The sequence below is a fragment of the bacterium genome (genome assembly GCA_016699125.1).
Classification (GTDB): Bacteria; Babelota; Babeliae; order Babelales; family Vermiphilaceae; genus AWTP1-30.
The window spans coordinates 405,029-431,231 of the sequence record CP064961.1 but is presented as its reverse complement, the minus strand read 5'-3'; the positions used below and the strand labels follow the sequence as shown (position 1 = coordinate 431,231).

General features: G+C 38.4%; 21 protein-coding genes and 1 pseudogene. 7 read left to right on the top strand and 15 right to left on the bottom strand.

Translation table 11 applies throughout. The annotated features are described in order from the left end of the window. Positions 1-101: 101 nt before the first annotated feature. A complete protein-coding gene (ileS, locus tag IPG37_01980; protein ID QQR54169.1) occupies positions 102-2,939 on the bottom strand; it encodes an isoleucine--tRNA ligase in 2,838 nt (945 codons plus the stop codon). A gap of 158 nt (positions 2,940-3,097) precedes the next feature. After that, positions 3,098-4,981, bottom strand: a complete 1,884-nt coding sequence (locus IPG37_01975; protein ID QQR54168.1) for a hypothetical protein — start codon at positions 4,979-4,981, stop codon at positions 3,098-3,100. A 232-nt stretch (positions 4,982-5,213) separates the two neighbouring features. Between IPG37_01975 and murD the strand changes: the two genes are divergently transcribed. Together murD and IPG37_01965 are read left to right on the top strand one after the other, a co-directional pair. Beyond that, on the top strand, positions 5,214-6,560 hold the full coding sequence (gene murD / locus IPG37_01970; GenBank protein ID QQR54167.1) for a UDP-N-acetylmuramoyl-L-alanine--D-glutamate ligase: 1,347 nt from the start codon (positions 5,214-5,216) through the stop codon (positions 6,558-6,560). Positions 6,561-6,688: 128 nt separating this feature from the next. Further along, positions 6,689-7,807 carry a cell division protein FtsW gene (locus IPG37_01965; protein QQR54166.1) on the top strand — a complete coding sequence of 373 codons (1,119 nt, stop codon included), beginning with the start codon at positions 6,689-6,691 and terminating at the stop codon, positions 7,805-7,807. A gap of 89 nt (positions 7,808-7,896) precedes the next feature. Here the strand turns inward: IPG37_01965 and IPG37_01960 are convergent. Further along, a pseudogene (locus IPG37_01960) lies at positions 7,897-8,867 on the bottom strand (IS481 family transposase). Between the two features lie 75 nt (positions 8,868-8,942). On the opposite strand from IPG37_01960, the gene IPG37_01955 reads away from it, so the two are divergent. Both IPG37_01955 and thyX read left to right on the top strand, forming a co-directional pair. Next, positions 8,943-9,620: a hypothetical protein gene (locus IPG37_01955; protein QQR54165.1), complete on the top strand. Its 678-nt coding sequence runs from the start codon at positions 8,943-8,945 to the stop codon at positions 9,618-9,620. Positions 9,621-9,833: 213 nt separating this feature from the next. Then, positions 9,834-10,607, top strand: coding sequence for an FAD-dependent thymidylate synthase (gene thyX / locus IPG37_01950; protein QQR54164.1), 774 nt, complete (start codon positions 9,834-9,836; stop codon positions 10,605-10,607). Positions 10,608-10,705: 98 nt separating this feature from the next. Here the strand turns inward: thyX and IPG37_01945 are convergent, their stop codons facing one another. After that, positions 10,706-11,965, bottom strand: a complete 1,260-nt coding sequence (locus tag IPG37_01945; GenBank protein ID QQR54163.1) for a hypothetical protein — start codon at positions 11,963-11,965, stop codon at positions 10,706-10,708. A 224-nt stretch (positions 11,966-12,189) separates the two neighbouring features. Here IPG37_01945 and IPG37_01940 point away from each other — a divergent pair, with 224 nt between their 5' ends. After that, the gene (locus IPG37_01940) at positions 12,190-12,741 is read left to right on the top strand and encodes a hypothetical protein (GenBank protein QQR54162.1); all 552 of its coding nucleotides are present in this window, start codon (positions 12,190-12,192) and stop codon (positions 12,739-12,741) included. A 110-nt stretch (positions 12,742-12,851) separates the two neighbouring features. Here IPG37_01940 and rpsT read toward each other — a convergent pair whose 3' ends face one another. The 7 genes from rpsT to IPG37_01905 form a co-directional block, all read right to left on the bottom strand. Continuing rightward, on the bottom strand, positions 12,852-13,127 hold the full coding sequence (rpsT, locus tag IPG37_01935) for a 30S ribosomal protein S20 (GenBank protein ID QQR54161.1): 276 nt from the start codon (positions 13,125-13,127) through the stop codon (positions 12,852-12,854). A gap of 15 nt (positions 13,128-13,142) precedes the next feature. Further along, a complete protein-coding gene (locus IPG37_01930) occupies positions 13,143-13,346 on the bottom strand; it encodes a 50S ribosomal protein L28 (protein QQR54160.1) in 204 nt (67 codons plus the stop codon). 68 nt (positions 13,347-13,414) lie between these two features. Further along, positions 13,415-15,241: an ATP-dependent zinc metalloprotease FtsH gene (gene ftsH, locus IPG37_01925; GenBank protein ID QQR54159.1), complete on the bottom strand. Its 1,827-nt coding sequence runs from the start codon at positions 15,239-15,241 to the stop codon at positions 13,415-13,417. Positions 15,242-15,386: 145 nt separating this feature from the next. After that, entirely contained in the window at positions 15,387-16,670 is a 1,284-nt protein-coding gene (locus IPG37_01920) for a PD40 domain-containing protein (protein QQR54158.1), read from the bottom strand. A 2-nt stretch (positions 16,671-16,672) separates the two neighbouring features. Further along, a complete protein-coding gene (locus IPG37_01915; GenBank protein ID QQR54157.1) occupies positions 16,673-17,524 on the bottom strand; it encodes a hypothetical protein in 852 nt (283 codons plus the stop codon). Continuing rightward, positions 17,490-17,903 (bottom strand): biopolymer transporter ExbD, encoded by a 414-nt coding sequence (locus tag IPG37_01910; protein ID QQR54156.1) that lies wholly within the window; start codon positions 17,901-17,903, stop codon positions 17,490-17,492. The genes IPG37_01915 and IPG37_01910 overlap by 35 nt, the downstream gene beginning before the upstream one ends. Beyond that, positions 17,890-18,591, bottom strand: coding sequence for a MotA/TolQ/ExbB proton channel family protein (locus IPG37_01905; GenBank protein QQR54155.1), 702 nt, complete (start codon positions 18,589-18,591; stop codon positions 17,890-17,892). The genes IPG37_01910 and IPG37_01905 overlap by 14 nt, the downstream gene beginning before the upstream one ends. Before the next feature lie 200 nt (positions 18,592-18,791). Here IPG37_01905 and IPG37_01900 point away from each other — a divergent pair, with 200 nt between their 5' ends. After that, positions 18,792-19,805 (top strand): hypothetical protein, encoded by a 1,014-nt coding sequence (locus IPG37_01900; GenBank protein ID QQR54154.1) that lies wholly within the window; start codon positions 18,792-18,794, stop codon positions 19,803-19,805. Between the two features lie 45 nt (positions 19,806-19,850). Here the strand turns inward: IPG37_01900 and IPG37_01895 are convergent, their stop codons facing one another. The 4 genes from IPG37_01895 to IPG37_01880 form a co-directional block, all read right to left on the bottom strand. Beyond that, the gene (locus IPG37_01895) at positions 19,851-21,008 is read right to left on the bottom strand and encodes a hypothetical protein (GenBank protein ID QQR54153.1); all 1,158 of its coding nucleotides are present in this window, start codon (positions 21,006-21,008) and stop codon (positions 19,851-19,853) included. A gap of 53 nt (positions 21,009-21,061) precedes the next feature. After that, complete coding sequence (locus tag IPG37_01890; protein QQR54152.1) at positions 21,062-22,456, bottom strand: CCA tRNA nucleotidyltransferase; 1,395 nt, start codon at positions 22,454-22,456, stop codon at positions 21,062-21,064. An 87-nt stretch (positions 22,457-22,543) separates the two neighbouring features. Beyond that, a complete protein-coding gene (locus tag IPG37_01885) occupies positions 22,544-22,894 on the bottom strand; it encodes an HPF/RaiA family ribosome-associated protein (GenBank protein QQR54151.1) in 351 nt (116 codons plus the stop codon). A 66-nt stretch (positions 22,895-22,960) separates the two neighbouring features. Then, complete coding sequence (locus IPG37_01880) at positions 22,961-23,392, bottom strand: hypothetical protein (GenBank protein QQR54150.1); 432 nt, start codon at positions 23,390-23,392, stop codon at positions 22,961-22,963. 204 nt (positions 23,393-23,596) lie between these two features. Here IPG37_01880 and gyrA point away from each other — a divergent pair, with 204 nt between their 5' ends. Next, positions 23,597-26,173 (top strand): DNA gyrase subunit A, encoded by a 2,577-nt coding sequence (gyrA, locus tag IPG37_01875; protein QQR54149.1) that lies wholly within the window; start codon positions 23,597-23,599, stop codon positions 26,171-26,173. Positions 26,174-26,203: the final 30 nt, after the last annotated feature.

The window sequence follows — 26,203 nt, the reverse complement described above, 5'->3', positions numbered from 1 at the left end:
GCCCAGGCATCGCTATACCCAGAAAGTAACATCATCAAACAACTGTTGTAAAAGGTTTTTACAAAAAATACATTAATTAACTATTACAAAGCAAAATCACGTCACAAAGAACGCACTATTTGACTACAACGATCACAAAGCCCATCTTGATCTTCAACAACGTGCCACTGCCAACACCGCGGACATTTCGTACCACTGGCATGCAAAACACGAACATAAAGATCATTATTCCAGGAAACATCAACTAAACTTGAAGAATCAATCAATTCAACCTGCGAAACAATACAAAATTCTGCCAAAAATGCCTCAAGAGATTGTCCCGTTTTTACAAGATTCATCTGTAGCTTTTTAACCACCGATTCAAGTTCAGAACCACTATTGAAAGCAATAGTAAGCAAAACTTCCAAAGAATGTTTTACCTGTCCTGCCTGACGAATCGATTCTATCTCTTTTAAAACAGTATTACGTATTGTTTTCAACATATCCCACTGATTTTTATCAAAAGAAAGTTGATTATTAGCCACAAAAGGCGCTTTAAAAAGTTGCAAGTGAATCGAATCTGCTTCGTTTTTCTGATACAAAACTGCCAACTGCTGCGCAAGCACTGAAAGTACTGGCGCCATATCACGAGTCAATGTATCAAGTATCAGATAGCATACGGTTTGTGCCGATCTACGAGATAAACCATTACTTTGATCCGTATACAAGCGATCTTTGATAATATCCAAATAAAAGGAACTCAATTCAACAGTACAATAATCTGCAAATGCATGCACAAGTGCTGTAAAATTATACGTTTGGTAAGCAGCCATTACATTTTTATGAAACAGATCAAGCATCTCTAACGCATACCGATCAATCATGCGAAGCTCATCAAACAAAACAGCATCAGTTTCAAAAGAAAAATCATACAAATTTGAAAGCAAAAAACGACAGGTATTTCTGATCTTTCGATACACTTCTGAAATATTATTCAATAATACTTCAGAAACCACTGCCTCACCAGAAAGATCGATAGTCGCAGCCCACAAACGAACACAATCAATACCTATTTTTGCAACAAGCTCTTCAGGACTTACCCCATTGCCCAACGACTTTGACATCTTTTTTCCCAACGCATCAACGGTAAAACCGTGCGTAATAATTGCACGCATCGGAGACTCACCATGTAACGCAACACCAGTCAATAAAGCACTTTGAAAATATCCTCTGTGCTGATCCTTTCCTTCCAAATAAAGATCAAACGTGGCATGTGTTTTGCCTGGCACCGATATCGAGGCAACATGAGTTAGACCAGCATCAAACCATACATCAAGAATATCCTGCTCCTTTTCAAACAGGTGCGATTGACACACAGGACAACAAAAACCCTGCTGTACTAAACTTTCGGCAGAAAGCTGTGTCCATACTTCAATACCATGTTTTTCAACCAAAGCAGCAACAGCATCAACAAAAGCTTTTGAACAATAGACATAATCACACTGCTTACACAAGAGGGCAACAATAGGCGTTCCCCATGCACGCTGTCGTGATAAACACCATTCGTACCGTGCATCGATAGTCGCATATAATCTGTTATTACTTCCTTCTGGTAACATCAACATATGACCAATTGAAGCAAGTGCTTTTTCTTTGAGCGCATTATGGGTTAACGAACAAAACCACTGCTTGGTCGCACGGAAAATAAGCCCTTTTCGGCAACGCCAGCAGTGAGGATAACTATGTTTAATAGAACCCTTGAACAACAATAACCCATTTTCATGCAAACTACTCAAAACCCAACCTTGCACCTGCTCAATCGACTGCCCCTTCAAAAAGACAGGATTAATACCATCAAGCATACTACCATCTGGTCCAACAGGGCAAAAAATCTCAAGCCCATTCTTTACCCCAACCTCATAATCTTCAGGACCAGCACCAGGAGCATTCTGCACAAACGCGGTACCTTCGGCCACAAGCACTGAAAGATCTTTAATCACCGGAACACGCAACCCAGGCACTACAGGACTGTCAACCAAAAGATTGTCAACAGAAAAATCAGCTGCTGCAAAAGTTGCCACAACTCTTTTTTCAATACCCAACAGATCGACAAGTGTATCAACCAGGTCGGCGCCGATCACACCGAACCGCTGCTCGGCTAACTGAATAATAACATATGATGCCGTCGGACTCATCAAAACAGCACGATTAAGCGTTAATGTCCAGGGAGTGGTCGTCCACACAATTAAAAAAAGCTCGGCATCAGAAGGTAAGGTTGAACAAAATCGAGCAAAAACAGCAGCATCGGCACGGAATAAAACATAAATTGAAGGATCTTTTCGCTCCGCATACTCAATTTCAGCAGTTGCCAAAACCGTTTGACAGGAGTAACACCACGGCACAGTCTTGTTTTTACGCTCAATGTACCCACGATCTACAAGATCTGCAAACGACCGGATAACTTTCGCTTCATACTGAAAATCCATGGTTTTATACGGCTGATGCCAGTTCATCAGAACACCAAGTTTTTTAAAACCATCAGCCTGCACACCGATCCATTTTTCAGCATATGCACGACACGCAGTCTGCAAACCAATGCGATCAAGGCCTTTATTTTCCTGCGCAACTTTTAGTTCAATAGGCAACCCATGACAATCCCAACCTGGAGTACATGGCACATGAAAACCCATCATACGCCGCGACTTGGCAACAATATCTTTTAATATCTTATTATACGCATGCCCCAAATGAATAGGCCCATTTGCATACGGCGGTCCATCACTCAACAGAAACTGCGGTGAACCATGATGGAGATCAAAACTTTTTCTATACAGATCAGCTTTTTGCCACTCCTCAAGTATTTTTGCATCATCAATGGGATGATTTGCTCGTATCGGAAATGCAGTCGTAGGAAGATTCAATGTAGCTTTAAATGATTTTCCAGCACCCGTTTGTTCCATCGTTTTAACCTTTAAAAAACTTTTTATTGAGTGTACCAGATTTTCAAAAGAAAAAAGCTTTTTACAACAAACAAAACAGATCACTATAAAAAAAAGAGCAGAAAGAATAGCTTCTTTCTGCTCTTAATAGTGTATTAAAAAAGATTTAAAAACTTAGCTTAACTTTTTTTAAAGCCATTCATTTTGACGAGACAATGTAATCCAAATTCATTTATCTTTGAACCAGCTTTTTTGGTCTGTATTTCTGCTTTTTCAAACTGTACCAATAAAAATCTAATAACCTTGTTTCGCTTTTCAATTTCATTTTTTGGCAACTTTTTGTAATAGTTCAATAGCTTATAAATGCCATAGCTCACAGCTGACGCAAGAAACATACCAGCAGCAATCTTGAACTTTGTTGAAGAAAATAGTGATGAATTCAATATCGATCTTTTTTCTTGCTTTTGTGCTTCATCTGATGTTGATGCATCAATCACGGCTGGAGTTGTATCATCAGCCGCAACCACAGCTTGAAATTCTGGCTTTACTTCTTGCTTTGGCTCTTCAATCACTGGAGCTGGAACTTCTTCGGTTGCTTTCGTTTGAACATCAGACTTTACTTCTGACTTTGGTTGTTCAACAGTTACTACAGGTGGTTGCGTTACCGTTGTTTGCTCTTGCACAGGAGGAGCGATAACTTCACCTGGCTGCTTTGGTTCCTCTGTTACATTAACAGTGTCTCTAGCTGGGATTTCCGATTGTCCAGTAGAGCCAGCAACATTAGCACCACCAGAATTGCCATCACCTGCATTTTCAACTCCATTTGTCTGACCAGCAACTTGAAGCTCACCAGAATTTGAACCTATTGGAGCAGGAATATCATTTCTACATTGCGCAATTCCATCTGACTGTCCATTATCAATCTTCACATCATCAGGATTTGGCACTGTTTGAACCAACGTGGTATCTGTCTGCGTCACTACTGGATTTACAGGATCTATACCATTTGAATTCACTTGATTTTCAAGCTTTCCTTCTGTCTTAGTTTCTTCATCTTGCTTTGGTGCTTCACCTTGTTTTGACTCATCAGTTTGTTTTGGTGCTTCTACTTGCTTGCTTCTTTCATCAAGAGCTGTCATAGGATCTACAGAAGTCGGTGCAGATGTAGCAACTGCTTCAAGCACACTATTTGAACCACTTACATTTTGACCAGTTAGATCTGGAGCCTGATCAGTTAGATCATGATTTGGCACTGTTTGAATCGGCGTAGGAACTATTTGAGGATCTATCAGAGCTGTCTGACATTCAGGCTTTTCTTCTGGTTTAGTTTCTTCATTAGGACTTACTACAGGATCTACAGGAGCCGATACAGGATCTACAGCATTCGGCACTGTTTCATTCGACTTAAAATCTCCAGGCCTTTCTTCTGACTTAATTTCTTGCGTTTCTTCAGCTTGCTTTGATGCTTCATCTTGCTTGATTGCATTACCAACTGCACCATCCAGAAATTTTATTTGTTCGGTATCCTCTGGAAGCTTTTTATCATCGACCGTTATTCCTTGCCTTTGTTCTTCAATCACTTCTTCTTTTGCAACGGTCTCTAGCGTTTGATCTTCAGACTTTTCTTCTGACTTTAACACTTCAATCACTTTTTCTATTTTACTCGTCACTACTTCTGGCTCAGTTTCTTCACTTTGCTTGATTTCTTCACCGATTGCACCATCTGGAACGTTCATTTGTTCGATATCTTCTACAGGGTTTTTATCATCAGAATTTTCTTTTGAAGCTAGTACTTCCTTGCTTGCTGCTTTGTATAATTTTTCTTGCTTTTGTTCTTCAGAATCAGACAAATTAGGAGACTGCTTGGATACGCGTTTATTCCAAAAGTCGTTTATTTTGTCAAAGATTGGACTCAAATCAAAGCCTTGGCCTTGATCTAACGATTTTTTTTCTTGCGATGGTGGATCAATCAAAACACCTTTTCCAACATTCTGACCTTGCTCATGCGCATGTATCACACCTGCTGTTAACAACAACAGCACTATTCCACTCTTACTCTTCATAAAATAGCCTCCAATATTAAAGAAAAAATTTACTAAAATTATGAATATATCTTATTTTAAAATATTTAATTAGTCAAAAAAAACACATTATTTATCGTTTTTTTACCTAAAAACTATTAGCTAAATACAAATAGAAAACATTAGCGGTTTTTAAGAAAAACAGTATTGATCTTCCTTTTTTGCACAAATAAGCCTACAATAAAAACAGTAGATCATTACTCAAGCACAATGTATGAAAAAGAAATCGGTTGGAATCTGGGGCTACGGAGTTGTTGGTGCCTCGGTCGAAAAATATTTCACAAATCAACAGGCAACCATCCATATCATGGATGAAAAATATACAGACATAGCAGATAAAACAGAAAACAGTTCTGGCCGGTGGTATGATGAGGATGCCTGGGGAGCATTTTTTGATGCAGTCGATTTTTTTATACCAAGTCCCGGCGTTGATGTTACAAAGTTTGATAAGATTCCACTTGAAAAAATGGTGACTGAACTCGATCTATTTTATCAAACATGGAACAAGAAAATAATCGGAATCACTGGCAGCGTGGGAAAAACAACAGTGACCACTTTTTTGAGCTTTTTTCTGGAACAATACAGGAGTGACGTGACAACTGGCGGTAACATTGGAAAACCGATGCTTGAACTTTTGGAAGATAAAACGGCAAAGACAGCCCTGCTTGAGGTTTCAAGTTTTCAACTTGAACACACACAACAGTTCAAACCGGACGTTACAATCTGGACAAATTTTTACCCAAACCACCTAGACAGACACAAAACGGCAGAAAACTACTTTTTGGCAAAATACCAACTGATCAAAAGACAGACAGAAGATGATCTGACAATCGTTCCAACGTCACTTATCCCGTGGCTTGAAAAATATGGATATGGCAAAAGCAGGTATGTTTTTTTGCAAGACGATGACACTGCAACACCCGAAAATAGTACCGTCTACTTTTTACGCGATTCACAACTATTTAAAAAAACGGGCACAGTAACTACGCATGTCATCGACCTTTATTCTTTACCCGCCATTACACATACACACAACTGGCTCATTATTGCAACCACGCTTTCAGAACTCAACCTATTAAAAAACGATTTTGTCACGTTAGCACAACAGCTCACTCCCGTTGAACACCGCATGCAAACCGTTATAAAAACAGACAGACTTCACGTTATCAATGATTCAAAATCGACAACAGTCGCATCAACAGAAGCAGCCGTTACTCAATTTACAGGTTCAAACATAATTTTATTATTGGGGGGACTTTCAAAAGGGGTCGACCGAACCCCACTCATCGAAAAGATTAAAGAAAAGGTCAAACACATCATCACATTTGGCAAAGAAGCATTCACATTGCAAAAAATCTGCATCGCACACAATGTTGCATCAACCGCATGTGCCGAACTGGAACCCGCAATAAAAGCTGCATATCAAAAAAGTCTAAACACCAACAAACAAATGGTCATCCTTTTTTCCCCCAGCGGAAGCTCATTTGACCTGTTTTCTGACTACAAAGAACGAGGCCATACATTTATTGAAATGATGCGTCAGATTATCAGAACAAATTGATTTTATAACAGTTTTTGATCAAAAACATCGGAACGATTTTGCAACATACATTCGTTGTTTTACACTAAAGCCACACGTTATTTAATGCTGGAAAAAATATCACGCGAACATACCTAAAAAAGGAATCCATGCTCTCACCAAACCAAGGCGAAATCCACTTTTTAAAAAAATACCTTCTTATTATTCCATTAATACTCATCTGCTTTGGAGCCATTTTTATCTATTCGGCAAGTGCTGCACTTGCCATTAATATGCATCACAAAAGTAGCTTTTTTATTAAAAAATACCTCTTTGGACTTATGATAGGTTGTTGTTCATTTTTGGTCGCACGCGCAATTCCGCTTGAACTATTGAAAAAATATAGTTTTTTATGCTGGTTAGGCTCAATTGGATTGACCGGGCTTACACTCTGGCAGCCGACTTCAGTTTTGATAAACGGTTCACGCAGATGGGCAAAAATCGGCAAGCTCATCTTTCAACCAAGCGAACTTCTGAAAATCAGCTTTATTTTATTACTGGCACACTACTTTTCACACTCTAAAAGAGAGTACACCTTCAGAACGCTTTTTCCTTTTGTTGCCTACTGCGCAATCACAGCATTCATTCTTTTAAAACAGCCGGACTTTGGCCTGGCAATGACCTTAATCACCATCGCATCTGTCTACTTTTTCATTATCTATCCATCAATAGAGTACACAGCGGGCCTGCTCGTTATTATGGCAGCAATTGCACTAAAACTGATCAGTTTAAAAGAATATCGCATGCAAAGAATCATCACCTTTTTAAATCCGTGGCAGGATCCGCAAGGTAAAGGTTTTCAGATCATTCAATCATTTATTGCCATCGGATCTGGCGGATTGTGGGGCGTTGGCCTGACCCAGTCAAAACAGAAACTGTTCTATCTTCCCATGCAACACACTGATTTTATCTTCTCAATCATTGCAGAAGAGATAGGATTTATGGGTGCACTGTTTATTATCTGTTTATTCATCCTATTTTTATACTACGGCATAAAAGCAAGCTTGCAGATGAAAAGCAGATTCAGCGCACTTTCCCTGTTTGGATTCACCCTTTTGATAAGTCTGCAGGCCTGCATTAACATTGCAGTCACCGTTGGCGTGGTTCCAACAAAAGGAATCGGCCTGCCGTTTATTTCTTATGGAAACAGCGGACTGGTCGTCTTATGTACCATCCTGGGACTCATGAATAATTTTATTTCAAATAACAAAACTATCGCACAACCATAACTTTACGAAAGTGATCATCATGAAAAAGCAACCTTTTCTGGCACACAAACTAACACTATTTCTTGTGCTACAGCTTGCAACCCACACCACTATGCAACCAACACTTTCAGACTGTTTGATCCCAATAAGTAATGGGTTGGATCGAGTGTAAAATATTCTGGATGATTTGTCCACTCATTTAAAATAAACTGCCAAGGGGTTTTGCCTTTGAGAGCCTTGAGGCGTTTAGCAAAGTTAAAGGCCATTAAAAAGGAATGCAAATGCTGCTTTAGCTCGCAATTTGAAGCGTAATGAAAAGTCTTTACAGTAGCATCTTTGAGAGTTCTATTCATTCGCTCAACCTGCCCATTGGTCCAAGGATGTTTCACTTTGGTTTTTCTGTGTACTATCTGATGTTCATTGCAAACACGCTCAAAGATGTGAGGCAATGCCTTTGTATGATGAGCATGATTAGTAAATTGAATACCGTTATCTGTAAGTATTTTATGTATTTTGTATGGGACGGCTTTAATAAGATTGCGTAGGAACCCTGCCGCAATCAATTTGGTAGGACTTTCATGAAGCTCTGCATACGCAAATTTTGATGTTCTATCGACTGCGACATACAGATACAACTTACCTTCAGCTGTTCTTACTTCTGCAATATCTATATGAAAATAACCGATGAGATACTGCTTAAATTTCTTTTTGTCGCAGAAGCTGATGTCGATTGTTTAGGTAAAACAGAACAGCCATGACGCTTCAAACAACGATGAAGACTCGATCTGCTCAAATGAGGAATAGTTTCTTGTAAGCTATATAAAACATCATCCAAAGGCAGCCCCGTCGTTTTCCTGAATGCTACTATTGTTTCCTCTTCAACTTCTGAAAGAACCGTGGATTTTACCTTTTTGGGGCCCATTGGCAGATCTTTTGTATCGTTTCGCTTTCTCCATTTCATTATTGTTTTTGGGTTGACATTAAATCTTTTTGCTGCTTTTACTATACTTTCTTTACTATTACGGATCTCTCTACGCACAGCCTCTGTCGTTCTGGCCTTTGGATGCAATACTTGTCCCATAAGTTTTTTCTCCATAAATCATTATCTTCGTAGTATACACCATAATTCTCAGGGACCAAACAGTTAGGAGAATCTATGATTAAAAAGTACAGTTTGCTATTTTTAGCAGTAGCGCTTACAATAAGTATGATGCAGGCAAGTAAACCTGAAAATCAAAAAGATAAAAAGCAAAAAGATGAATTTCCATGGAGTAAACTCATGCAAGAAATGCCTCCAGAAATATTCAACGAGTTAGATATTGCAGGTGACGTTGCCATAGGGATCGGTACAATATGCAAAGAAGCAGCGAAAAAAACTCCTGCAAAAAAGTATCAAACAGGTTTTAAAGAATATAAACCAGAAGACCAAAATAAAAAATTTGAAATTTTTTATGTAGATGATCCCAATTGTGGATGTTTCGGTATTATAGAAGCATACGACAATGAAAGACTATCTGCGGAAGAACGTGTTTTAAATCAAGTACTTTTTGCTCAACTAAACAAGCAAGGTTCAGAGTGTACTGAATGGAAAAAAACACTGACAAAAAAACAAGTAGAAGCATTTGATCAAGTATTTGATGATATACAGCGAATTTTTGATTATACACCAAAAAATCAGACAAAAATACTGTTAACACAAGAGTCACGTAAAAAGATAGAAGAAATTGCAGCAATGCAAGACCCAGAAGAAAAAAGACAGAAAACTATACATTTCTTCTTGGCGGACCCCCGACACGGCTACCTCTTAAAATATGTTTTAAACAATATAAAATAATAAAAAACTTAAAAAAGTTTGATGGGAAGTTGCACATCCAGCAGCTTCCTATCAAACTATAAACCCATTGCAGTTTTCACACTCCCCGCCAACAAAATCCTACAAAAAGCTGTCTTCAAAAACCTCCTCCCTTTCTCATCTTCTCACAGTTGCCTAAAATCTATTATCGGGTACACTTTTTACATTGCAAAACAATCACAAAAGTAAAAAACGATGGAACAGAAAAATAACTTTGATAATAATCAGCAGTATTGCCAAGAACAGGAACTACACAGCTTGGACCCGCTAGGTGACCGGATCAGCTCCATTTCACTCGTGCGAGTTTCAGGAAGCGATATTGATGTGGTCAACGCGGCACGGGTTTCTTACGGAAAGACAGTCACGCAGATCAGCGAAAAAGACACTGGGCTGATCAGATTTCTGCTTGAACATGAGCACACCAGCCCTTTTGAGCACAATCAGCTTTCATTTCGCGTCAAAGCGCCCATTTTTGTCGTCAGGCAGTGGATGCGCCATCGCATGAACTCATACAACGAAATCAGTTATCGTTATGTAAAAGCACCACTCGAATTTTATACTCCACCCTATTTCAGACATCAGGACGTCAAAAACAGACAGGCATCGGTCGGCGCATTCAAAGACAGCTCGCTTGAACTGATCTATCAAAATACCATTCAGACAGCAGTACAGGCTTACGAACAGCTTTTGCAACAAGGGGTATGCAGAGAACTTGCCCGCGGGGTACTGCCGCTGTGCACGTACACACAGTTTATTTTTACCTGTAATTTACATTCATTAATGCATTTTTTGAGACTTCGTCTGCATGCGGGAGCGCAGAAAGAGATCCGCATGTATGCGAACGCAATGTTACAACTTGCACTGCCCCATTTTCCCGTTTGCCTGAATCTTTGGAAAGAAAAACATCAAGCAAAAATCGAACTTGACGTGGATCTTTTTACGCAAACTTTCAATCAAACGGTCGAATAAAACACAAAGCATAGTTTAATACGGTTTAGGATCAAGCTCTTCCAGCTTTTTAAGCCACGCAGTCAGTTTATTGCACCGCAAATCAACTTCAAGTTACCTCACTTTTGACAATAATCAATCAGTCCATCCCAATCTTGAACTTGATGAAAAGCAAGGATATCCCTGTATTCACCTTCTGCTTTTCGATCAAACGTAGGACGATACAAAAGCCCAATCTGCTTTCTAAACATATTTTTACTATCTCGCTGTCGCTGATCAAGATGCGTATGAATCTCTTTGGAAGTAACAACTAAAAGATTGTTTTTAAAAACTTCATAAAAAGCTTGTATCTGTTCTGCTGTTAATGATCCAGAAACAAAATCATTTTTAACGCCAGAAAGATAGCAATGAAGGTTCGGAAAAGATTGTAAACAGTTTTGACTGGCCATTTTTTCAAGCACCTGCTTCATATCAGTTACACCTGTATCACCAACGGTATAATATCTTTGAAAAAGTGTCTGATAGAAGCAGTATCCAAGTCCACGAGCAACAAGAGGTCTAACATATAACTGAAATCCACCAATAATTGTACATATTGCTACTTTTTTTGCTAATGATAGATTTTCATCCTTTGCAACAGTGTAAGCGGCTCCAGCTGCCAGCCCACTTGTCACTAAAGAAGTAGCCGAACGAAAGTACGATTCGACCGAATAATCCAATGACATCATCGGTACATTAATATCATATAATTTCAAAGTCGACACCATATCAGATGCCAATTGATCACTGATACCACATTCATTACGCACCATCTTTGCTTGATCAGTTTGTGAAGTCAAATCATACAATGCTTCAATTGATGATTGCACACCATAGCAACAAGAATGAATGACATTGACATTAAAACCATGCTGTTTTAAATACGCCCACGGCAGAAGTAATGCTTTTTTATCTTTTTGATAATCAAATACATAGGTTTTATGAACATCAGAATAACGCTGAATCTGAATCACATCGCCAATCAAAGAATCTGAAAACTGATGAGCTTGCATTCTTCTACATGAATCCATACCTGCAGCCATCGAAGCTGTTCCACACAAACGACCTGGATTTAAAAGCTGCACATCATTTACCTGATCCTGAGTAATGATACCAGAAAAAACACGTGCTCGCGGCAAGGTATCTTCAGAATAAAATAGATTTTGCGAAAAACCTAACTGATTCTCATAGTGCGCATTTTCACGACTATTCCATTCAACTAATACATTTTTTATCGATAAGGGAGGAACAGATTCTACCGAATAAACAGTTGTACAAAATAGACCAGATAGAAAATAGATATACCCTCTTATAAAAAAAAAGCATAATCTTTGCTGCATAAAATTATTCCCTCTAAAAAAGTGCTTACTAAAAAATCACCTGCAAAAACCCGAACATAAAAAAACTATTTTATTACAACATAATTGTTATTGATTTTTAAAATTGTAATTAGAAGAAAACGACTTGTCAGATATATATAAAAAATCTAATCTTTCAAAACAATTTCAATAAATAAACTCTATTTAATTCAAAAATTATTGACTTTAAAATAGTTTTTATTAAAATGTTTTCTACTTTAAATTTTAAATCAATAATTTTAATACAAGAGGGATATATGCTTTTTCCACTACTTTTACTCGCTTTAACAGTTTTCAATCTGATAGCTATGAATACAAATTGGAACATAGACTTAAACACTATATACTGCACAAGAGAGATTCAAACGTGCACAGACACTTTTGATAGAGAAAAATTTCTGAGAGCTGTAGATAATTACTATACAATATGGCGTTTAGTTATAAAACAGATAGGCAACTCAACGGACAACGCCAATACAAAGAAATTAAAAGAACCATTCAATTATGACTATGCATCTGCAAAGACTATATGCGCTTTAAATCAAACCTCAAAAATTTTCTACGCCCTATCAAAAAAAAATGTTGAAAATCATTCTATTAAACATCAAGACCTTTCATTCACACTATTTAAAATACCAGTTCTTTTCTACACCGATTCTATTGACAATAGTACAAATTACAAAAAAATTCACCCTTCTTGGATTCAAAAAGCAAAATCAAATGGATATACGCTAGATCCAATGATGTTAGAAAAATAAACTAAGCGGATTTAACCTGTAACAAGCCAATAGAAAAGTACACATAAAAAGAACCAGGCATATTAGAATTCAGTATGCCTGGTTCTTTTTATTTTATAAAAATCTAGAATCTAAACTGCCGCTTGCGCAAGTAAAGAAACTTTCTTTGCCAAACGGCTAATTTTACGTGCAACCATATTTTTATGCATTACACCCTTACCTTTGGCCCTTGCAATTGAAGATTCCGCAATTTTCAAAAGACTTTGTGCATCTTCAAGCTTTTTTGCATCTATGGCATCAAGTACTTTTCGTACCGCAGTCTTAATAGCAGACTTACGAGCAACATTCACTTTTCTACGTTTTTCAGAAACTAAAACTCTTTTTTTTGCTGATTTAATACGTGGCATAGTATACTTTCATTATTAAATTACTTTTTGAACTTTTCCAGCTTTCATACATTTTGTACAAACCTTCGCCTGATGCACAGAACGATTCCCAGAAGACGGAATAGTATAACGAATTTTCTGCACATTCGGATAAACCCAACGTTTTGTGCGATTGTTTGCATTACTTACTGTATTGGCAACTTGAGGCCGCTTACCACACATTGCACATATTCTTGCCATTAATGTATCCCTCTAGAAATTTTATTTTTATGTTGTTAACTTTACCGCATTTTTTATTTAGTTTCAACTTAAGAAAACGTATGTTCAGTGCGAGGCTCTATATTTAACAGCTCATAGATCTCACCTGCATACATCGTCTCTTTTTCAAGCAATGCATTCGCAAGCATGTCTAATTTCAAACGATTCTGTTTAAACATTTCTAAGCATCGCTTATAACATGCATCCATGATCATACGCACTGCTTCATCAATTTTTTCTGACGTTTTTTCAGAATATTCATACTGCCCATCCTGCAGATATAACACAGTACCAAGCTCTGCCGGCACCATACCATACGAACAAACCATACGCCTTACAATATCAGTCGCAACCTTAAAATCACTATACGCACCCGTAGTCAAACGCTGAAAAATGAGCTCCTCAGCTGCTCGACCACCTAAAGCAGAAATTACCTCTGCTTCCATCTCCTCTTTGGATGTAATATATTTTTCCCGTTCAGGCATCGAATGCGTCACACCAAGCGCTCTACCCCGTGGAATAATAGTCACTTTATGCAAAGGTGACGTAAACGCAGGCATTAAAAGGCGTGCCAAAGCATGTCCAGACTCATGATATGCAATTACTTTTTTATCTTCCTCAGTCAGCATGATGCTTTTTACCTCTTTGCCAAGTAAAATCTTATCACGCGCCTCTTCAAAGTGCTCCACAGCAATAAGATCAACCTCCCTTTTTGAGGCAATAATCGCAGCCTCATTAATCAAATTGGCAAGGTCAGCACCAGAAAAACCGGGAGTTCCGCGAGCTACTTTTGCAAGATCAACAGACTGATCCATTTTGACAGCCTGAGCATGTACCTGCAAAATCTCTTGGCGACTTTTAAGATCGGGAAAGGGCACATGTACCTGCCTATCAAATCTACCAGGTCGCAATAATGCTTTATCCAGCACATCAGGTCTATTGGTAGCTGCCAAAATTATAACAGGTGTATCGGTTGTCTGCACAAATCCATCCATCTCTGTAAGCAGCTGATTCAACGTCTGCTCACGCTCATCATGACCACCACCAAGACCACTGCCACGATGACGCCCGACGGCATCAATTTCATCAATAAAAATAATGCACGGCGCATGACGGCGAGCCTGCGCAAATAGTTCTCGAACACGAGCTGCACCAACGCCGACAAAAATCTCTATAAATTCAGATCCACTAACCGAAAGAAATGCACAGTTTGCTTCACCCGCAACGGCACGCGCCAGTAAGGTTTTCCCGTTGCCCGGCTCACCCACCAACAATACCCCGCGTGTCATTTTCGCACCTAATCGGCGATATTTTTTCGGATTTCTCAGATAGTCAACAACATCATATAACTCCTCTTTTGCTTCTTGTGCACCAGCAACTGAGGCAAAGGTTTCTTTAATCGTAGAAGGCATAAACATGCGAGCTTTACTTTTGCCCATGGTAAAAATATTACCACTGCTCCCCATGCCTCCGCCACGGGACTGACGAAAAAAGAACCATACCATACCGAGAATAATTGCCGCAAAGACAAGCATCATAAAGTACCATGCGTAACTATAATCTGCCTGATTTGCTACTTCAAAGGTAATCCCCAGAGCACGTAACTGCTGCCAATCAACCGATTTATCAGGTATTACACTTTGAAACACAGTACTGTCTTTTAAAATACCCCTTACATCTTGTCCATCAATATACAGATGCTTAATCTGCTTTTTGTCTATCAAATCAAGAAAGCTTGAATATGAAACAAGTTTAATCTGACGCGTAACATCAGTAAGCTTAGGCAATAAAAGCCGCAAAACAAAGACAACAACAATAAACACGACAAGATTCTTTGAACCACCATTTGAACGAAAAAACTGTTTAAACCATTTCATGCATTCTATCCTTGTACTAATCTATTTTTCAGAAAACAACTAATTGTAATTATTTTGATTTACTGTTTTATCAAACTAGCAACAGCAAAAACAGAACAAACACCCGTTCATTATAGAAAATAAAACTTAATTTGTCGATAGCTCCTTACACAAATATCGGGAAATGGTTATACACGGGTGACCAGCTAGGATACGAACACCGTACATCTGTCGGAGTAATAAAGACCGTTTTCTTATTCACTATATTCAGCATGGCAATACGCTGCTGCTGACCAGATTCAAATCCATAAAGTATATACTTTCCACAGGGCGACCATGAAACACAATCTTTATTTGCACGATCAAAAGTTAACTGAGTGATGTTTGCTAACTTTGGATCATATAACATAATTTGCATAATACCCTGCACCATCTTTGTATATAAAAGATTACCAGTTCTTTGACAGACCGCCGGAGAGGTGCAATAGCCATCCGTCGTAATAGGCTCCACCATGCCATCTGAAAAACGATAAGAAAAAATCTGTGGCGTACCCGAGGCATAGTCAGAACAGAAATATAAAAGCGAACCATCTGAAGTAATGGAAGGAGACAGACTATTACCCTGATAAAAAGTCAACTGCTTAACCCCCTCAAAGGTATACAAAAAGAGCTGCGTATAGCCATTTGAACCAGTCGAACAATACACAACTCCGTTACCATTTGGCAAACAACAAGGCAATAAAGTCATACCATCAACCGTTGATGAAATCTTCTTCTTTTTTTGCAAGTCAACGGTCATCAAACGAATATTGGTGGCAGTATGCTCAGAATAAAAAAGCATTGGAACATTCAAGCGACTACTCCAACGAGGCCCAAAAATAGCAAGTGGTGTTTCTATAACCGCCTGCTCACAAGAACCATCATAGTCAACAACACACAAAATACGTTTTGGACTAAACGAATGCAGGTGGCTTGGCACCTCCTTTACATATGCAATACGTGTTAAAAAAAATGATGGCTCAGACAATAACGTTGAAAAAACAGTATCCGCAACACGATGTGCAATAACTCTTGCCGGAACAGACTTTGTAAACCTTTTACCGATAACCGTCTTATCTGAAAGCATATTGTGCACATATACATCTATGACATCTTCAGTTTCAACTAAAAATAGCCCCAGTCCGTAACCCTTGCCAAGTATTTCTTTCCTCTCTTTTTTGGTTAAGACAGCGGTCTTTACTTCACTTTTAAAATCAAAAATACCCATAAACTCTAAATCTGATTCAAAAACACGGTATGCAAAAGGCAGCTTATACTGCTGACTACCTTTTACATAACAGATATATAATGGCATTTTTCCAGCACTATCTGCTTTTACTGTCAATTCAAAAGCAAAAATTACCCTATTAAAAATCAGTATACCCAACAAAAATATTCTCACACCGTTCATACTTATACTTTCAATACTATGGTCATTATGGTATTATACGCCCACAATGGCATTTTTATGCCATGCACAGCCTGCTGGGCCATCACATCATACATCAAAATACCGGACGATTTTTCCATAACGACATGCTTCACTGCTCCACTATAATCAACTTCAACAGTAAATACACATTCACTCCCATTCATTGTAATAACAGGAGGGTTCCAAACACGTTTTAACTCATTTTTGATATATTCAGACCTTAATAGCTGTTCCTGTTGATCCACCAGCTGCTGATGAGAATAGTTTTGATTCTCTGTAGCACTAGTGGCTTTAGAAATATCCTCACTTGATACCACTTTTTGCCCTTGAATAGATTTTTCAGGTGATTTTTGAGCCTTTAAAGCACTACTGGATAGAGCTGTTTTGATTTTTTTATCTACTAAAACAGTTTTTTTTACCTCATTTTTCGCTAACGATTTACCTATTTTAGAATTGGTATGTTTAGTTTTCACTGGCGCTTTTTTCTTTTGAGTCGTTTTTTTGACTTGAACAGCGCTTTGTTTTTTGGCAACTGTACCTTTCAGCCCAGACACGGCTAAAGCAGGTTTTTTATGAACTGATTCTACAATAACTGAGCCTGATACGACCGGCAAAGAAACACTATTCGCATCAATAAAGTCATCAATAAGCACAATATCTTTTTCAAAAAGCTGCATACTTTTAGCTTCAATATGGAAAACCATTCGCTTTAAAGACGCATCACGAATAAAAAAGAAGATAAAAAAACATAACTGATGGAGCACGGCAACAACAAAAAAAACCTTTTCATAAGTAAAATCAAGCTGATCTTTTCTGTATCGGCAATACCACATGTTCAATCCCTTTCACGCTACGTAGTGCATCAAAAAGTTCAAGTACCACTCCCCAAGAAGCGCTACTATCTGCTCTGATAAAAAAAGATTTTGTATGTTCCGTAATGAGCTCTTTTACTTGGCAAACAAAGGACTCAATAGATACTGTCTGATTATTAAAAACTATCTTATTTTCATAGTCAACATAGACAATCAGCCCCTCCTTTGACGAGACCGAATCCTGACTTGACCCCTTGGGCAAGGTAACTCGAACCGCGTGTCGCATCATCGGCGTGGCAACCATAAAAATAATGAGTAACGTCAAAGCTGTATCAACCAAAGGAGTCAGCGAAAGATCAGTCATGGTTGTAACTATCTGTTTACGTCTATTTCTGCGCATCGTGACCTTTCAAAACCGAACATTGCACAATAATTTTTACCGTATCTGCAACTTTTTGAAGACAGTTTTCAACATCACGCATCTGCTTTTGTAAATAATTAAACATTACAAGTGCAGGAATTGCCACCATTAAACCGGCCAACGTTGTTATTAAAGCCTCTGCAATACCTGGAGCAACCGTGACAATGTCTGCCGATTGTTGTTGACTAATTCTAATAAAGGCATGCACCAAACCCCACACTGTTCCAAAAAGACCTAATAATGGCGAAAGACCCGCAACTGTTGAAAGCAGAGGCAGTGTCGCTCTTTCAGACTCAATATATTCATCAACTAACTGATATGTGTACTCAGAGATAATCTCCACATCATAGACTCGCAAAATATTTATATGATCACCCTGTTTTAAAACATGCTGAATAAATAAAGCAACGTGCCTGACAAACACACTACCAACAGTATTTACTCCATTACTGGCGTACAATAAAACGGTTCTTAAACTCGTATCAGGAACTAGATGCATGCTTATTTTTTCAATGCTTCTACGCTCCATATTCATGCGTAAAAGCTTGGCAAAAAAGAATGTCCAACAAAGAACTGAAAGTAAAAAAAGAATCAATAGTACCAACTGCGAAATAACATCAGACTGCCGCACTAAATACCACAATGAGTTTGCTTCAAATACTACCATACATCGCTCCCTTTAAAATGATCTGTACAATGATTATAGCAGAAAATCTGTAAGCTGAAAATTTTTTATTACAACCGTCATCAGTTGGCAGTTTTTAAGAATGTTAAAGCACTGTAAAGTTTGCTTTTTTCTTTCAAAAAATATACTCTTTACAACATTATTTGAAAAATTATGAAATCCTTTCTTAATTAGGTTATGAAATGATAGTTCATTTTTTTCGGAAATTTTTCTTTTTTTTACTTGTGTTACCAATGATCAGCTTGGGAATGGAAGACTCTGAGCTTAAAATTGTTTATGCACACGAAGTTAAAAGAACCGGATGGTGGCCATCACCAACAAAGCTCATTGTTGGGACATACACATACGAAGAACAAGAAAACTATAAAGAAAACAAAATCTATACTTGGGAAGATATAGAAACTCTTAGAAATCAAAATCTTAAGAACGAAACAATCAAACAAAAAGCAAAGATAATAGGATTTACCAGTGACATCATAAAATTTACCAATGACCTCTCTGAATCTCTAAAGCAACTCAAGGAGAAAATTCCAGAAAAAACCGATTATATTTTACATGGGCATGCAAAAGGCGCAGAGCTTATGATCCGTTTGCTAGACAATATGGTTAACGATAACGACCCAAAATATCAGTATTTAAAAGGAATAATTCTGTGGTGCCCTATTCAAATAGAAGTTGTAGAAAAAAAATCTAGCACCAGAATCCCTTATCTTTTCTGTGCAGCTTTGGCTGTCTATTTAGCCGGCAAAACTGCATACGCAGGAATCTACAGTTATACAACAACAGATGGGTTCGCAATGAGCTTACTGATTGCATGTATAGGGATTCAACGCTGGTCACATGTTAAGGATGAAGCACCTCAACCACTATCAGACGTCCTGAAAAGCATAGAAGGTAAAATTAAAGTACCAGTATTAATAAAAGCTGAATACAAATATGACCAAAAAGATGCCGTACGAAGTGATATGAAGCGGTTAAAAAACACTTTCTCAGACTTGCAATACAAAAATAAAGAAAAAGAAAATGCTTTTGTTTTGGACACACATGTTGAACCAACGTCTGATTTGTATTCGAAATTTATAAAATCGTGCCAAGCGAATCTAGCAGATGAGGTACGATCAAGTTTTGACGAAGAATTTAATAGTAATTCTCAGAAGAATGCTAACTATTTTGGTGATTGCGTCGAAGAACATTAACGAAACACTATTTTTTCAAAACCATGAAACAAATGGATGAATAGTTTACTTTAGTAGTATTAATGCGAGCAATAAAAGGTTAGCAAAATAAAAAGGAACTGATAAAGCAATTCCCCATTTTAAATGCCTTGGCAGTGTTTCCTCTTCAATAACCATCAACATAAAAGAGGCCAGCGTTTTTAAAAATTTTACACATTTATATATTTGTATTTGTATGCATTCAAATACACCCTCAAGAAAAAATACTATTTTGACTGGTATCCCAGTACCTTTTTTGTACAACACATACGTTTCACACCACGACTCATCATGTTCTCCAGCAGAGTAGAAATTATCATGCAACATATCTACTTCAATGCGCAACGGCATAGTTTTAAAGCGCATCTGAAGAAGGTGGCCATTCCTATCTAAATGCATTTTAGGGTAATGTTTACCATAATGAGAATAATCAACTACCTCTTTTTTAATATTAAATACATACCATTGATCAAGTTTTTTATTGATTGAATCATATTTATAAAGCTCAACCGAACCTAAGTACTCATCAACCGCTGCCGGTCTGAAAAACAGAAAATATCCATTAGAAAAAGAATAATGACAGTGCTCAATGTGAGGATCAATCGAAAAATCATAGTGCAAATCATGAGTAGATTCATGTTTATAGTCGGTCACATATTGACCAGTCAAACCCTGTTTTAAACGCCAAAACTCGATTTTAGAATTTCGTTCAAAGCAGAGGACAGAATTACTAAAAAAAATATCTGATTCAACATTACTTGAAAAAAAGGGAGTATAATAATTTTTTACATTTCTAAATGGCCGCCGCGGATTCGCTTCAAGTATGCGATTATCAGGTAATTTCTGTATACTTGGAGCTAGCAGGTGATTAAACAATAAAAGTCTCTGCACCTCCGCGACTTCTAACTGATCAATAGTATCTGTACAAACAAGAAATTGATACGGCAGAATCACTTCTCTACCATCTTTATCTAAACGGTCGTTAACGGGACGATTATATCTTATTTTTTCAGCCCAGATGTCACCTGGCACCTGCTTTTCAAATCCAGGCGGAATGACTAACTTTTTTTCTGATTGAGGATACTCAAAATGTCTGGTAGTGGACACTATCTCATGATTCCAGGAACTTGCAGCTACATGCGAAGCAGCAGCGGTAGCAAAAAAGAATAAAAGATATACTTTCATTTCCATATGGGCAAGAATAGCAGATTTTGTACATTAAAGCTACATGTCACATTCTAAATTTTTAAAACCAGTTCTAACAAAACCTGTCGATCGGTTATGGCTTTTGCAAGCTGCAGCTCATATGCCTTTTGCAAAAGTTTTCCCAACGCGGGGCCCGGTTTGCAATAGGCAAGCAGATCTGCACCTGTCACCAGTGGCTTAATTGGATTTTCGGCCACCTGTGCAGCAGTCGCTTTTTTTAAAAATTCAGTGATTTCACAATCTTTATTTTGCAAAGGATCCATCGACAGACCATTGCGTCCACGACGATCCGCAAGGCAGAGATCTGCCAGAAGACTCATTGAAACTTCAGGCGCCAATTGTGAGGCCAACCGTTGATAACGGCATAATCGTGCCTTATTTCTCACCAGTGCACCAGGAGTCATGTGATAATACACAAGTTTATATAATGCTCTTTTACATACGATAGCTGGACTGAACATACGGCGCGCCAGTGCGACGGCCAATGGTGCACCAACCCGCTCATGACCATAACTATGAACTCCTTTTGCATCTTCAAATGTCGTTGTAACTTTGCCAAGATCATGTGCAAGTGCCGCAACACACAACAGTAACCGCTTTTCAGCATCATACTGCTTTTGCACTGCAATCTGCACGGCCGCATCAAGCGCTTGCATTGAATGAACAAAAACCGAACCTTCCGGGTGCCACCGCCGGTCCTGTCGGATTGCAATAGTCACATAAAGTTCAGGATACAAACTTGCAAGCCGGCCTATCTTTGCAAGCCATAAAAAAGCTAACGACGGTTTTTTTGAAAGCAAAAATAGCTTTTTCAGTTCAGCTTCAATTCTTTCTTGTGCAACCTCTACCAAATCCATATTCGCACATGCATCATTAAGTTCAGCATCAGGCTCCATTTCAAACCGTCCAACAAACTGCATCACCCTGAAAAAACGCAGGGGATCTTCAACGAACCGTGCAACTGACGGCGCACGTAACCGTTTTTCTGTAATATCTTTTTTACCATCAAATGGATCAATCAGTTGGCCAGTCACCATATCTATACCCATCGCATTTATTGTCAGATCACGCCTGCCAAATGCATCAATAAACGACATCGATGGATTGAAAGTCACCGTAGGTTTGCGTCCTTGAGCATCGAAACGTGGCACGGACCAATCAACGGGCAATCCACGAATTTTTAATACGCCAAAAGATTTGCCAACAAGATCAACAAAACCAAACTGCGACAACTCGTTTTGCAACTGCTCCAGCGACATGCCATATACTTCAATATCATAATCAAGCGGTTTCTGATGTAACAGAATATCACGTACCGCGCCACCAACCAGCAGCGCTGTGCTATTTTGTTGATACAGATGCTGCACAATGTTTTTGACAGCTGGATACAACTGAAACAAAGCTTCAACGGATGAACGATAATCCATATATCACTTTTCCATACTCTGTTTTATAAAAAAAGGAGGACTTTTTTCATCCCCCTTTTTAAACTGATTTATTATAAACACGTGCGGCTAAAATTTCTTAAAATCTTCTGGTACGCCCCGATGTCGCCAGTCATCTTTTTTAACCTTCTTTTTTTCTTCCAATAACTCTTTATGCATCTTTTCAATAACGTCATTTAATACATCGTAAAATTTGTCACCCTGAAACTCATGATGAATAATTTTATCATAATGAGGTGATTTGACACGCAACTCAATTCGTGAATGCTCACGCGTTTTTGAAGGTTCCATCACAAGATCAATATAGATTGGCGTCGGTTCATTTTCAAGAAAATGTTCTATCTTTTGCAGATGTTTATTTGCAAGCTCTTCGATAGCTGGAGAATGATCCATATGTCGAAAAACAATTCTTTTATTCATGAAAGCCCCTTCTTAAAATAGTATGCTCCAAATCTTTTTCAATATAACAGTTGATACATAAAATAGCTAGGATCCGAACCGTGTCCATTTGAAAAAATCGAACATATTTTTTTCAGGAAACAAATAATGAAAACCAACACAAAAAAGATGAACTGAACCTGAAAACAGAAGAGCCATTTTTAATTTTGAGTTTTCATTTTTAAGCACACTACACTGCTCTTTTAATGAAAAGTAATCATCTTGTAATAGACTTAACTCAGTTAAAACTTTAACCCGTTTTTTCATCTCTTTTGCTAGCTCTTTTACCTTTTTTACCAACTCAGACTGCAACGCCACACATTTACCAATCCAAGGCGCACAACCTACATCCGTCCCTTCATGAACCATGCCAACAACCGGTAATCTATTGAGAAATTTTTGTGGTTCTTCGCATCTGGTTTGCAAAAATAAGAATACCAAACAACAACATAGTAGACTGATTTTCAAAAACAGCTTCATACCATAATCCTTTTTCTTTTTTTAAGTCATTGTATCATATTGAGCAGGCGCTGGCGAACCATTTGCAAGGTAAATGCAAAAATTAAAGTCATTTAAAAATCACTTTTGTTTCAAAATTATCTTTATAAAATAATACTTTTTATTTCGATAAAATAATGTGTTATACTTTTTGATTATAACATTCACTGTAGACAAAGGTTCCATATGTCCACACCCAATAGTCAAATAAAACAGCAATCTGGTATTTTCCCTGTATTAATTGAAAAAGAGCTTCAAGACTCATTCCTTGATTATGCGATGTCAGTTGTTGTATCGCGCGCACTACCTGATATTCGTGACGGTTTAAAACCGGTGCACAGACGAGTTTTGTACACTATGCATCTGTTAGGACTTGCTTTCAACAAACCCCATCGAAAAGCTGTTCGCGTGGTCGGTGATGTACTCGGTAAATTTCACCCGCACGGTGACCAAGCAGTGTACAATACGATGGTTGGCATGGTGCAGGATTTTTCAAAACGATATCCATTGCTTGACGGCCAAGGAAACTGGGGATCTGTTGATGGAGATACGGCTGCAGCAATGCGTTACACTGAAGTTCGTATGCAAAAGATTGCACATGAACTTTTGGCTGATATTGATAAAGAGACCGTAAGCTGGACACCAAATTTTGACGAATCAACAGAAGAACCAACGGTATTGCCTAGTAGACTTCCGCACCTTCTTTTAAATGGTGTTGCAGGTATTGCAGTGGGAATGGCTACGTCGATCCCTCCACATAATTTGAACGAACTGGTTAACGCATGCCTTGCCCTTTTGAAAAATACAGGTCTGTCTGACGAAGAGCTCTTTTCAATCATTCCTGGCCCTGATTTTCCAACTGGTGGCATTATCTGTGGTCGTGGTGGTATTGTAAAAGCATACAAAACAGGTCGTGGCAGCTTGATATTGCGAGGAACAGTCGTTATTGAAGATAATAAAAAAACCAATCCACGCATCATCATTACAGAGCTTCCGTATCAGGTAAACAAAGCTGAACTTGCAATCAAAATTGCAGACCTGGTCAAAGAAAAAGTTATTGATGGTATTACCAATATCAAAGATGAGTCGAATAAAAAAGGAATGCGTCTCATTATTGAAGTCAGACGCAATGAAAACCCTGAAATCATTGTCAATCAGCTTTACAAACATACTGCATTGCAAAGTTCGGTGTCGATCTTGATGCTTGGACTGCTTGATAACAAACCACTTGTATTTACATTGCGTGAACTTTTATTAGAATTTTTACAGTTTCGCAAAGAGATTATTGCACGCAGAACACAGTTTGATCTGAAAAAAGCGCAGGACCGTGAGCATGTGTTGCAAGGTTTTATTATCGGATTACATAATATTGATGAAGTCGTTGCAATCATCAAAAAAGCAGCAACTGCAGATGATGCATGCCTCGGTTTGAACCAACGGTTCTTGTTAACTGCCGTACAATCAAAAGCAATTTTGGAAATGAGACTACAAAGATTGACCGCATTGGAAACAGAAAAAATTCACCAAGAACTGGCAATGATCAAAGAACGCATAACCTTTTTAAACACCATTTTAAATGATGAATCTGTCTTAAAAAATGAGATTGTCAAAGAACTTGAAGAACTAAAGGCACTGTACGGCGATGAACGCAAAACACGGATTGAAGAAGCACTTGATATTTTAACAGAGTCGGATCTTATTCCAGACGATGAGGTTGTAGTAACAATTACCATGAAAGGTTATATCAAACGTGTTCCTCTTGAAGTCTATGACGTACAACATCGTGGTGGAAAAGGAAAGATGGGCATGGCAACCCTGGAAGGCACGGAAGATGTCGTTCAGGATCTTTTTGTCGCTCGTAATCACGACACCTTACTTTTTTTCACCAGCCTTGGCAGAGTCTATAGCATGCAGGTTTTTGAAGTGCCAGAAGCTTCACGAACCGCCCGCGGCAGAGCAATTGTCAACCTTGTACAACTACAAGATGACGAAACAGTCGTCAAACTGTTATGTGCACGAAATATGGAAGGTAAATTTCTCGTATTACTGACCAAAAAGGGTATCATAAAACGCTGCGACGCGATGGAATTTGCAAAAATTCGTGCAACCGGCATTCGTGCAGTAACCTTGAAAGAGGACGACGAACTCGTCTTTTGTGCATTGAGCTCAGGCTCAGATAATATCGTTGTTGCTACCGCAAAAGGACAGGGCATCAAATTCAAAGAGGAAGAGGTACGCTCAATGGGTCGACAAGCAGCAGGTGTCATTGGAATTCGTTTACGCAAAAATGATTCCGTTGTTGGCATGGAAGTGGTCAGTGCCGGAAAAGATCTTTTGGTCGCAACTGAAACCGGTTATGGGAAAAAGATTAACATCGAAGACTTCAGAACTGCACACCGCGGAGGCATTGGTGTACGTACCATTCCAACAGAAGGCCGTAATGGTACAGTTATTGGATTGGCTGTGGTTGAAGAGCACTCAAATGTTCTGTTAATCGATGATGCTGGTAAAATTATTCGTCTTCCTGCTGACGAAATCAGGACAATGGGCCGCCAAGCAAAAGGTGTTCGCTTGATTAGGCTTGATGAAGGTCAAACGTTGGCCGCATTGGTTGCGTTTGCCGAACCTGAAATTGCCGAATCAACCGATAGCAATGACAACAGCCATGCAAGCAAACATGCTGGGATTAGGACATCAGATTATAATGACGAATCAATCGAGCTGTTATTTAATGATCCAGATGAAGAAAATATAGTTTTTTAAAAACTAAAGTCGTATAGTTGTGCTGAAAAA